The organism is Streptomyces sp. NPDC054872 (genome assembly GCF_053610705.1).
Map to the genome: position 1 here is coordinate 133,063 of NZ_JBSGYY010000023.1, position 10,224 is coordinate 143,286.

11 protein-coding genes are annotated in these 10,224 nt (G+C 68.8%); 9 read left to right on the forward strand and 2 right to left on the reverse strand.

The genetic code is table 11. From position 1 onward, the window contains the following. Window positions 1-250: 250 nt before the first annotated feature. Both whiG and ACWGIH_RS26480 read left to right on the forward strand, forming a co-directional pair. Window positions 251-1,093, forward strand: coding sequence for an RNA polymerase sigma factor WhiG (gene whiG, locus ACWGIH_RS26475; protein ID WP_160507467.1), 843 nt, complete (start codon window positions 251-253; stop codon window positions 1,091-1,093). A 132-nt stretch (window positions 1,094-1,225) separates the two neighbouring features. Then, on the forward strand, window positions 1,226-1,783 hold the full coding sequence (locus ACWGIH_RS26480) for a TetR/AcrR family transcriptional regulator (RefSeq protein ID WP_451216821.1): 558 nt from the start codon (window positions 1,226-1,228) through the stop codon (window positions 1,781-1,783). Here the strand turns inward: ACWGIH_RS26480 and ACWGIH_RS26485 are convergent. Then, window positions 1,737-2,477 carry a peptidoglycan DD-metalloendopeptidase family protein gene (locus ACWGIH_RS26485; protein WP_453443591.1) on the reverse strand — a complete coding sequence of 247 codons (741 nt, stop codon included), beginning with the start codon at window positions 2,475-2,477 and terminating at the stop codon, window positions 1,737-1,739. The two genes, ACWGIH_RS26480 and ACWGIH_RS26485, sit on opposite strands and share 47 nt — an antisense overlap. Window positions 2,478-2,758: 281 nt before the next feature. On the opposite strand from ACWGIH_RS26485, the gene rpsB reads away from it, so the two are divergent. From rpsB to ACWGIH_RS26515, 6 genes are all read left to right on the forward strand, one after another. Then, a complete protein-coding gene (gene rpsB, locus ACWGIH_RS26490; protein WP_453443590.1) occupies window positions 2,759-3,694 on the forward strand; it encodes a 30S ribosomal protein S2 in 936 nt (311 codons plus the stop codon). A gap of 93 nt (window positions 3,695-3,787) precedes the next feature. Further along, on the forward strand, window positions 3,788-4,624 hold the full coding sequence (gene tsf, locus ACWGIH_RS26495; protein ID WP_453443589.1) for a translation elongation factor Ts: 837 nt from the start codon (window positions 3,788-3,790) through the stop codon (window positions 4,622-4,624). A 185-nt stretch (window positions 4,625-4,809) separates the two neighbouring features. Then, window positions 4,810-5,571 (forward strand): UMP kinase, encoded by a 762-nt coding sequence (gene pyrH / locus ACWGIH_RS26500; protein ID WP_365824121.1) that lies wholly within the window; start codon window positions 4,810-4,812, stop codon window positions 5,569-5,571. Window positions 5,572-5,730: 159 nt separating this feature from the next. Next, window positions 5,731-6,288 carry a ribosome recycling factor gene (gene frr / locus ACWGIH_RS26505; protein ID WP_127829926.1) on the forward strand — a complete coding sequence of 186 codons (558 nt, stop codon included), beginning with the start codon at window positions 5,731-5,733 and terminating at the stop codon, window positions 6,286-6,288. Between the two features lie 34 nt (window positions 6,289-6,322). Beyond that, window positions 6,323-7,396: a phosphatidate cytidylyltransferase gene (locus ACWGIH_RS26510; protein WP_453443587.1), complete on the forward strand. Its 1,074-nt coding sequence runs from the start codon at window positions 6,323-6,325 to the stop codon at window positions 7,394-7,396. A 139-nt stretch (window positions 7,397-7,535) separates the two neighbouring features. Continuing rightward, window positions 7,536-8,906, forward strand: a complete 1,371-nt coding sequence (locus tag ACWGIH_RS26515) for an FG-GAP and VCBS repeat-containing protein (RefSeq protein ID WP_453443585.1) — start codon at window positions 7,536-7,538, stop codon at window positions 8,904-8,906. A gap of 298 nt (window positions 8,907-9,204) precedes the next feature. Here ACWGIH_RS26515 and ACWGIH_RS26520 read toward each other — a convergent pair whose 3' ends face one another. Further along, window positions 9,205-9,390 carry a hypothetical protein gene (locus ACWGIH_RS26520; RefSeq protein WP_453443584.1) on the reverse strand — a complete coding sequence of 62 codons (186 nt, stop codon included), beginning with the start codon at window positions 9,388-9,390 and terminating at the stop codon, window positions 9,205-9,207. Between the two features lie 532 nt (window positions 9,391-9,922). Between ACWGIH_RS26520 and ACWGIH_RS26525 the strand changes: the two genes are divergently transcribed. Continuing rightward, window positions 9,923-10,153, forward strand: a complete 231-nt coding sequence (locus ACWGIH_RS26525; protein ID WP_453443583.1) for a hypothetical protein — start codon at window positions 9,923-9,925, stop codon at window positions 10,151-10,153. Window positions 10,154-10,224: the final 71 nt, after the last annotated feature.

The following is a 10,224-nucleotide window of genomic DNA, read 5'->3' on the forward strand; positions in this document are numbered from 1 at the left end:
ACGGCGACGAGGGGTACTCGGTGGGGCGCCCAGCGGAACGTATCTGCGTACGCGGGATCCCCTACTGTTCGCACACTGCGACACTCCAGTCACGCTACGCTCACAAGGATTCCGACGCGGACAGGCAACCACAGGCAAGCAGACGGACAACCTCATTCACTTCACGCAAACTCACCACCTCGCGGGCCCGGGAGAACCCACCGGCTCGCACGACCTCACCGGTTCACGGCAGAACGGCTCAAGGCAACAAATGCCCCAGCACACCTCAGGGTCCGATCGGGCGGCGGCTCCTCCCGCCGCCCGGAGCGGCGAGCGGGAGCGGCCCCCCGCCCCCTCGTCGCTGGACGAGCTGTGGCGGTCGTACAAGGACACGGGGGACGGCCGACTGCGCGAACAGTTGATCCTGCACTACTCGCCGCTGGTGAAATACGTCGCGGGCCGGGTCAGCGTGGGCCTCCCGCCCAATGTCGAGCAGGCGGACTTCGTGTCCTCCGGGGTGTTCGGTCTGATCGACGCGATCGAGAAGTTCGACATCGAGCGGTCCATCAAGTTCGAGACGTACGCGATCACCCGCATCCGTGGCGCGATGATCGACGAACTGCGCGCCCTCGACTGGATTCCCCGGTCCGTGCGGCAGAAGGCACGCAATGTCGAGCGGGCCTACGCCACGCTCGAAGCGCAGTTGCGGCGTACTCCCTCGGAGGGCGAGGTCGCCCACGAGATGGGGATCGCCATCGAGGAACTGCATGGCATTTTCAGCCAGTTGTCACTGGCGAACGTGGTGGCCCTCGAGGAGCTGCTGCACGTCGGCGGCGAGGGCGGCAACCGGCTGAGCCTGATGGACACCCTCGAGGACACCGCGGCCGACAACCCCGTGGAGGTGGCGGAGGACCGCGAGCTGCGGCGGCTGCTCGCGCGCGCGATCAATACGCTGCCGGAGCGGGAGAAGACGGTCGTGACGCTCTACTACTACGAAGGCCTGACGCTCGCCGAGATCGGCAACGTGCTCGGCGTGACGGAGAGCCGGGTGAGCCAGATCCATACGAAGTCGGTCCTCCAGCTGCGGGCGAAGCTGGCGAGTTTCGGCCGCTGAGCGCGCTGAATCGTCCCTGCCGCCGGCATGTGCCGAGCGATCGGGGTGCGGAGTTCCGCGGAGGGCAGCGACTCCCGTCCTCGCGGTCACGTCCGTAGAGTGGAGGGCGTGCCAAGGATTCGAGCGGCCTCTGTGGCCGAGCACCGGTCGATGCAGCGCGGCGCCCTTCTGGACGCCGCACGGTCCCTGCTGTCCGAGGGCGGTACGGAGGCGCTGACCTTCCCCGCCCTCGCTGAACGCACAGGGCTCGCACGGTCGTCCGTGTACGAGTACTTCCGGTCGCGCGCCGCGGTCGTGGAGGAGCTGTGCGAGGTCGACTTCCCCGTCTGGGCGGCGGAGGTCTCCGCCGCGATGGAAGGCGCCGACTCCGCCGAGGGCAAGGTCGAGGCGTACGTCAGGCGCCAGCTCGACCTGGTCGGGGACCGGCGGCACCGGGCCGTCGTCGCGATCTCCGCGGCGGAGCTGGACGCGGGTGCGCGCGAGAAGATCCGGGCCGCGCACGGAGGGCTCGTGGCCATGATCGGCGAGGCGCTGCGCGAGCTGGGGCACGCCGAGCCACGGCTCGCGGCGATGCTTCTGCAGGGTGTCGTGGACGCGGCGGTCAGGCGCATCGAGCTGGGCGCCGCCGAGGACCCGACCGCCATCACCGAAGCGGCAGTGACCATGGCCCTGCGGGGTGTGCGGGGCTGAGCCCACGCACGCCGAAGCCCGGCAGCGGGCCGTGCCGTCCCCCTGCCCCGCCCGCCAGAACACCTGCCCGCAGCGGGGCCGGCCGAAGGAACGGCACATCGATCACCGGCAGCAGCCGGGCGGCCCCGCGTCGCAGCAGCCATGGCGGCATCAGCGACAGCGGGTCCAGATACGCCTCGGCCCTCAGCAGACCCCAGTGGAGGCAGCTGCCCCGGCAGTGGGCGCGGGGCGGTTCCAACACCCCCAGCGCCTCGCCCGCCGCCACCTCGGCGCCCTTCTCGACCGTGGCCCGCACCGGCTCGTACGTCGTGCGCAAGGGTGGCTCTCCGGTGGCCGTCAACTCCACGGCGATCACTCCCCGCCCCGCCACCCGGCCCGCGAAGGAGACCCTGCCCGCGGCCGCCGCCCGGACCACCGAGGCCGGCGGCGCCGAGAGGTCCACGCCCCGGTGCCCCCGGCCGTACTCCGTCGCCGGAGGCTCCCAGCCCCGTACGACAGCGGGCCGCACCCCCACCGGCCAAGCGCGGCCGACCTTCGGCACCGGCCCCCGGGACCCGTCCGGCACCGGCTTCCCGGCGGCCTCGGCGGGCACCACCGGCGCGGTGATCAGCGCCACGCACAGCAGCACCAGACCCAGCAACGAACTCGGTAGCCAACTCGGCAACAGACTCGGGCTTCCTCGCATGTGAGACATGCCAGAACCGTCCCGCGCCGAGCGGCTCCGCGGGGATCATGGCGCGGATCTGTGGATGACCAGCCGCTTGTGGACAGCGGCGTCACCCGCTGCCTCGCGGGTCCCGTACACTTCTTGTGGCGATCCGGGTCACCGGGTCGACTTCGCACGCCCCGACACCAGGCCATGAAAAGCCAGGTGCCAGCGCCTCTCGGTCCTTTGCGGCACGGCGCATCGCGGGCGTCAGGCGCGTCTGCCATCCGGCGGACGCGGCACAACCGAGAACACCAAGGAGTACGGCCATGGCCGTCGTCACGATGCGGGAGCTGCTGGAAAGCGGCGTCCACTTCGGTCACCAGACCCGTCGTTGGAACCCGAAGATGAAGCGCTTCATCTTCACGGAGCGCAACGGCATCTACATCATCGACCTGCTCCAGTCGCTGTCGTACATCGACCGCGCCTACGAGTTCGTCAAGGAGACCGTCGCCCACGGCGGCACGGTCATGTTCGTCGGCACGAAGAAGCAGGCGCAGGAGGCCATCGCCGAGCAGGCGACCCGCGTCGGCATGCCCTACGTGAACCAGCGCTGGCTGGGCGGCATGCTCACCAACTTCTCGACCGTCTACAAGCGCCTGCAGCGCCTGAAGGAGCTCGAGCAGATCGACTTCGAGGATGTGGCCGCGTCCGGCCTCACCAAGAAGGAGCTGCTCGTCCTCTCCCGCGAGAAGGCCAAGCTGGAGAAGACCCTCGGCGGTATCCGCGAGATGTCCAAGGTGCCCAGCGCCGTCTGGATCGTGGACACCAAGAAGGAGCACATCGCGGTCGGCGAGGCCCGGAAGCTCAACATCCCGGTCGTCGCCATCCTCGACACCAACTGTGACCCCGACGAGGTCGACTACAAGATCCCGGGCAACGACGACGCGATCCGCTCCGTCACCCTGCTCACCCGCGTGATCGCCGACGCCGTCGCCGAGGGCCTCATCGCCCGTTCCGGCGTCGCCACCGGCGACCAGAAGCCGGGCGAGAAGGCCGCCGGCGAGCCGCTCGCCGAGTGGGAGCGCGACCTGCTCGAGGGCGAGAAGAAGGCTGACGAGCCGAAGGCCGAAGAGGCCGAGGTTCAGAAGTCCGCCGAGACGGAGAAGGCCGCCGACGCCGAGCAGGCCGAGGTCCCCGCCGAGGTTGCCGCCGCTGAGGCGCCCGCCGCCGAGGCCCCCGCCGCGGAGACCGAGCAGGCCTGACCTTCACAGGTTCGGTAGTTGACGGCGGGGGCCGACAGGCCCCCGCCGTTCACCCGTAGATCTTTCAGACCTCCGAAAGAGAATTTCAGGATCATGGCGAACTACACCGCCGCTGACGTCAAGAAGCTCCGTGAGCTCACGGGCGCCGGCATGATGGACTGCAAGAAGGCGCTCGACGAGGCCGACGGCAGCGTCGACAAGGCCGTCGAGGCCCTGCGCATCAAGGGCCAGAAGGGCGTCGCCAAGCGCGAGGGCCGCTCCGCCGAGAACGGCGCCGTGGTCTCCCTCATCGCTGACGACAACACCTCCGGCGTGATCGTCGAGCTGAAGTGCGAGACGGACTTCGTCGCCAAGGGCGAGAAGTTCCAGGCCGTCGCGAACTCGCTGGCCGCGCACATCGCCAAGACGTCCCCGGCCGACATCCAGGCGCTCCTCGCCTCGGAGATCGAGTCCGGCAAGACCGTCCAGGCGTACGTCGACGAGGCCAACGCCAACCTCGGCGAGAAGATCGTCCTGGACCGCTTCGCGCAGTTCTCGGGCACCTTCGTGACCGCGTACATGCACCGCACCATGCCCGACCTGCCCCCGCAGATCGGTGTTCTGGTCGAGCTGGACAAGGCCGACGCCGACCTCGCCAAGGGCATCGCGCAGCACATCGCCGCCTTCGCGCCGAAGTACCTCTCCCGCGAGGACGTCCCGGCCGAGGTCGTCGAGTCCGAGCGCCGCGTCGCCGAGGAGACCACCCGCGCCGAGGGCAAGCCCGAGGCCGCGCTGCCCAAGATCGTCGAGGGTCGCGTCAACGGCTTCTTCAAGGAGGCCACCCTCCTCGGTCAGCCGTACGCGCTCGACAACAAGAAGTCCGTCCAGAAGGTTCTGGACGAGGCCGGTGTCACCCTGAAGCGCTTCTCGCGCATCAAGGTCGGCATCTGAGTCCGTACCGCGATCGACGGTAGACCCCGCTAGGGTCGACAGCGGTCGCCCGCGTACCCACGCGTACGCGACGTACGACCGCAGGATCTGACGAGGAGGCCATTGCCGAGCATGGGATGCGAACGACACCCCACCGGCAGTGGCCTTCTTCGTATGTGCGCCGAGCAAAAAGAAGCGAGAACTCCATGACCACCAAGGCCGACACAAACAGCGGCGACGATAAAGTCCCCGGTCGTTTCCTGCTGAAGCTCTCCGGTGAGGCGTTCGCCGGCGGGGGCGGCCTTGGCGTCGACCCCGATGTGGTGCACGCGATCGCCAAGGAGATCGCCGCGGTCGTCCGGGACGGAGCCCAGATCGCGGCCGTCATCGGCGGCGGCAACTTCTTCCGTGGCGCGGAGCTGCAGCAGCGCGGCATGGACCGTGCCCGCTCCGACTACATGGGCATGCTCGGCACGGTCATGAACTGCCTTGCCCTGCAGGACTTCCTGGAGAAGGAAGGCATCGACTGCCGCGTGCAGACGGCCATCACGATGGGCCAGGTCGCGGAGCCGTACATCCCGCTGCGCGCCGTACGGCACCTGGAGAAGGGCCGTGTGGTCATCTTCGGCGCCGGCATGGGCATGCCGTACTTCTCGACCGACACCACCGCGGCGCAGCGCGCCCTGGAGATCGACGCCGAGGCCCTGCTCATGGGCAAGAACGGCGTCGACGGGGTCTACGACTCCGACCCCAAGACCAACCCGGACGCGGTGAAGTACGACGCGCTCGGCTACGGCGAGGTCATCACCCGCGACCTGAAGGTCGCCGACATGACCGCGATCACGCTGTGCCGCGACAACAAGCTGCCCATCCTGGTCTTCGAGTTGCTCTCCTCCGGCAATATCGCGCGTGCCGTCAAGGGTGAGAAGATCGGCACACTCGTGGGCGACGAGGGCACCCGCGCCTGATCTCGGGGCGCCCCCCGAGGGCCACGAGGGATGGACAAAGCCCTGCCGGTCGGACACGGTGCAGGGAAAGAGACGCGACGCAGCCGACACCCCATGGACTCCCCCTACTTCACCGTGTGGGGGCGCCCCCAGCCCACTCACAACACGCAGGAGCAAGTGGTGATCGAAGAGACCCTCCTCGAGGCCGAGGAGAAGATGGAAAAGGCCGTCGTGGTCGCCAAGGAGGACTTCGCCGCGATTCGCACAGGCCGTGCGCACCCGGCGATGTTCAACAAGATCGTGGCTGACTACTACGGCGCCCTCACGCCGATCAATCAGCTGGCCTCGTTCTCGGTGCCCGAGCCGCGGATGGCCGTGGTGACCCCGTTCGACAAGAGCGCGCTGCGCAACATCGAGCAGGCGATCCGCGACTCCGACCTCGGCGTCAACCCCAGCAATGACGGCAACATCATCCGGGTGACGTTCCCCGAGCTGACGCAGGACCGCCGCAAGGAGTACATCAAGGTCGCCAAGACCAAGGCCGAGGACTCCAAGATCTCGATCCGCTCCATCCGCCGCAAGGCCAAGGAAGCGATCGACAAGGCGATCAAGGACGGCGACATCGGCGAGGACGAGGGCCGTCGCGCGGAGAAGGAGCTCGACGACACCACCGCGAAGTACGTCGCTCAGGTGGACGAGCTGCTCAAGCACAAGGAAGCCGAGCTGCTCGAGGTCTGAGGGCTCGAGGTCTGAGGACTGAGGAATCCGATCCGTGAACGACTCTTCCTGGGGGGCGCCTCCCAGAGCCGGGTACTGGGGGCCGCCCGACCAGGGCCCTGCTCAAGGGGCTGCCCAGGCAGGTCCCGCGTACGATGCGCATGACGCCCTGTATCCAGCAGAGACGCAGCCCATGCCCATCGTGCCTGACATGCCTGAAGTACCCCAGGAGCCCATGCCCAGCGCATCACAGCCCGCCCCTGAGGCGCCGCGGGCGCCTCAAGCGCCCAAGGCGCCCCAAGCGCCGCAGAAGAAGAGCGCGGGCCGTGATCTCGGGGCGGCCATAGGAGTCGGCGTGGGGCTCGGCGCGGTGATCGTCGCGTCGCTCTTCATCGTGAAGGCCGTCTTCATCGGCGTCATAGCGGTCGCCGTCGTGGTCGGTCTCTGGGAGCTGACCTCGCGGCTCCAGGAGCGCAAGGAGATCAAGGCGCCGCTGGTCCCGCTGGCGGTGGGCGGCGCCGCGATGGTCGTCGCCGGGTATGTCCGCGGACCCGAGGGCGCCTGGGTCGCCATGGCGCTCACCGCGCTCGCGGTGCTCGTCTGGCGGATGACCGAGCCGCCCGAGGGCTATCTGAAGGACGTCACGGCAGGCGTCTTCGCGGCGTTCTACGTCCCGTTCCTCGCCACGTTCGTGGCGATGATGCTCACCGCGGACGACGGCCCGATGCGGGTGCTCACGTTCCTGCTCCTGACCGTGGTCAGCGACACCGGGGCGTACGCGATCGGCTGGCGCTTCGGCAAGCACAAGCTCGCCCCGCGCATCAGCCCCGGCAAGACCCGCGAGGGCCTGGTCGGCGCGGTGACGTTCGCGATGGCCGCCGGCGCGCTGTGCATGCAGTTCCTGATCGACGACGGCACGTGGTGGCAGGGCCTGCTCATCGGCCTGGCGGTCGCCGCGAGCGCGACGCTCGGGGACCTGGGCGAGTCGATGATCAAGCGTGACCTCGGCATCAAGGACATGGGCACGCTGCTGCCGGGTCACGGCGGCATCATGGACCGCCTCGACTCGCTGCTGCCGACCGCGCCGGTGGTGTGGCTGTTGCTGGTGATCTTCGTAGGGTCGGGCTGACCTGCGCATGCGTACGTGAGGGGCTCGCCGTCCAGGGGGACGGCGGGCCCCTTGTCGTTCCCCCGGCGGCACGACGGCAACCTTTCCGCCCGGTCGGCGGTCCAGTGTGTGTCCCGGTGTCGTCGACAGGTGAGGTCCCATGGAACGGCTGGCGCAGGTGCCACGGAAGTTCGCCGCCGGAGTGCTGGCGGCCGTGCTCCTCTCGGCGGGGTGCAGCACCGCGAAGAGCCCGGCCGACGACGACAGGGCAGCTGAGCGGCCGCCCGCCGGAAAGCCCGCCGAGCACCCCAGGACCGGGGACCTGAACGGCGACGGTTACGACGACTTCGCGGAGGTGGTGGCGGGCCGGAGCCTCGTCGTGGTCTACGGCTCGGCGCGCGGCCTTGATCCCCGCCGCCGCACCGTGATCCCGCAGCCGGCGTCCAAGACGGGCGCCGAGGAGACGCGGCTGCTGCGCACCGACCTGGACCACGACGGGTACACCGACCTGGTGCGGGCCCCGGAGCGTGGCAAGCCGACCGTGCTGTGGGGCGGGCCACGAGGCGTGGGCGACCCGAAGCCCCTCCCCGGGGCGCCGCGCAGCCCGGCGGCCACCGGGGACTTCGACGGGGACGGCAACGCCGACCTGTTCATCCCGGGCGACACCGAGGGCCCGGAGGGCACGGTCTGGTACGGCCCGGTCAAGCGCGGCGGCGCGCCCGCGCGCCGCCAGGACCTGACGAACGGCCGCTGGCCGGACTCGGTCCCCGCCCGCTTCCTGGCCGGTGACTTCGACGGCGACAAGGACACCGATCTGGCGCTCCGGTTCCACTGGACCGACCCGGAGATGGCGGGCGACGGCGATGTGACCATCAGCGGGCTGCAGTATCTGCGCGGCGGCCCGCGCGGCCTGAAGCTCGCCGAGCGCCGCGAGCGGCCGGACATCGGCCTGGACGGTCAGCCGGGGGACGTGGACGGCGACGGCATCGACGACCTGTACGCGGCGGCCTTCACCGCGTCTCGCCAGCAACTGGGCGCCGGCTACCGGCTCAGCACCCGCTCCGGGCCCGAGAAGGGCAAGCGGGACGCGGTGGGCATGGTCTCGCCGCCCGGCCTGAAGGACGAAATCCACTACGGCGGCATGGGCGGCACAGCCCTCGGCGACGTCACCGGAGACGGAAAGGCCGACTTGGTCACATCGGCGACCGGGGCCAACGACAACAACGGCGTGGTCTGGCTGATCCCGGACCTCCTCTCGGCCGAACCCGAGGACATCCGGGCGGTGAACCTCGACAGCCCCGGCCTCCCCGGAAGCGACACCCCCGCCCCGGGCCGCGGCCCGACCCGCAACCGCATCTCCGTGGTGGGCCCCCTCCTCGACACCGACGGCGACGGACACCTGGACGTGGTGGTCGGCGCCCCCGGCTTCCTGGACCCGAAGAAGCGGGACCTGGACGCGTTCTGGGTGCTGCGGGGCACGGATGAGGGGATGAAGTACCAGCGGCGGTTCACGGCAAAGGACCTCGGCTGAGGATCTCGGCCGGTGGAGGGCGCCCGGGCCGTGCGGGGGCCGCCCAAGCGCAGCATCCCGCGCCCCCACCGGACGCCAGCAGGGCGCACCCCCACGTGTCTGCGACACTGGAGGAACCATGCCTGTACCCGGAGAACTGGGTTCCTGGGCATCGGTCGTCGCGTTGACCAGGACCTTTACCGCTGATGGCGATGCCCTGCGGAGAATTGGGCCGTCCTGGGGCCGTGCGCGCAAAGACTGAAGGCTCTCCCCAGGACGTCCCAGAGGGACTTCCGGAGAGAGCCTTCAGGGCAATCGCTCAGGTGCGGCGACGGTGTCGCAGGATCCAGTAGCACACGGTCGGCAGCATGGCTGCCAGTGCGAGCAACGCGGTCTGCACCTGCCACGGCATTCCGGCACCGATGGACTCCACCGCCCTCGCCATCGCATACGGACTGATCGCGGTTCCACTGACACTGGAGACGAACTCCACGGTTCCCAGCATGCGGCCTGCCTGCTTCCCCGGCACGGACGCCGTGGCCGTAGGCCCATCGGGCGTGGTCGTGATCTTTACGAACGCTGCGGAGGTCGGTTCTGATCCCGAGCTCTTGCCGCCGTTACGGGAACCCATTTTGGGCCCCTTTCCGGCCGGCCGGGTCCTGAGCGCCTTGCTCAGGTCGGCACGGGCCTCAACCAGCGCCTAGTCATGGCCACACCTCCTTCAGGCTGCATTCGCTCTGTCAGTCGTGAATTGCTGTCACCACTCCGTCACCAGAGGGCCTAAAGGGGCCCTAGGTGTGAGGTCTCCCCGAGTGGACTTTCTGTTGCCATTTCAACTGTCACCTCCTTTCACTGCTTGGCCCGCGTGAAGGGTCGGCATTCGACCTCGATGTCGGGCCAACGGGGGAACCGTAGCACATATGTGGTGCGTTTTTGCACCTAGGTGTGCCATCATTGATGCATGGGGTCCGCTTCGGAGTGAGCGAGGTGCACCACTTAAGATCAAGTGAGACCAGGGGAAGAGAGAGGATGCATGCATGGCGTCGTCGAAGAGCGATCAGCCTCTGACGGAGCGGTTCTCAGTGACCTTCGTGCCCCCAGCGGCCCAGGCCGTCAGGGAGCTGATGGAAGCCACTGGGCTGAACAAGGCCGATGTGATCAATCGAGCGGTTCAGATCTACGCCTTCCTCGAAGATCGAAAGAGGAAGGGGAGTGACTTGATGCTTCGGAGCCCAGACGGAGAGACTGAGCGTGTTCACATCGTGTAGCTGCCTTTTAGGTGCAAGCCGAGCACATCTCGGTTCTTGTTTGGCGAATGGCTGATGCCCCGGTCTCGGGG

Excerpts from the sequence above, each read along its gene's own strand:
- ACWGIH_RS26520 (WP_453443584.1), bottom strand. The coding sequence starts at position 9,390 with ATGCTGGGAACCGTGGAGTTCGTCTCCAGTGTCAGTGGAACCGCGATC.
- tsf (WP_453443589.1), top strand. The coding sequence starts at position 3,788 with ATGGCGAACTACACCGCCGCTGACGTCAAGAAGCTCCGTGAGCTCACG.
- ACWGIH_RS26485 (WP_453443591.1), bottom strand. The coding sequence starts at position 2,477 with ATGTCTCACATGCGAGGAAGCCCGAGTCTGTTGCCGAGTTGGCTACCG.
- ACWGIH_RS26515 (WP_453443585.1), top strand. The coding sequence starts at position 7,536 with ATGGAACGGCTGGCGCAGGTGCCACGGAAGTTCGCCGCCGGAGTGCTG.
- rpsB (WP_453443590.1), top strand. The coding sequence starts at position 2,759 with ATGGCCGTCGTCACGATGCGGGAGCTGCTGGAAAGCGGCGTCCACTTC.
- whiG (WP_160507467.1), top strand. The coding sequence starts at position 251 with ATGCCCCAGCACACCTCAGGGTCCGATCGGGCGGCGGCTCCTCCCGCC.
- ACWGIH_RS26525 (WP_453443583.1), top strand. The coding sequence starts at position 9,923 with ATGGCGTCGTCGAAGAGCGATCAGCCTCTGACGGAGCGGTTCTCAGTG.
- pyrH (WP_365824121.1), top strand. The coding sequence starts at position 4,810 with ATGACCACCAAGGCCGACACAAACAGCGGCGACGATAAAGTCCCCGGT.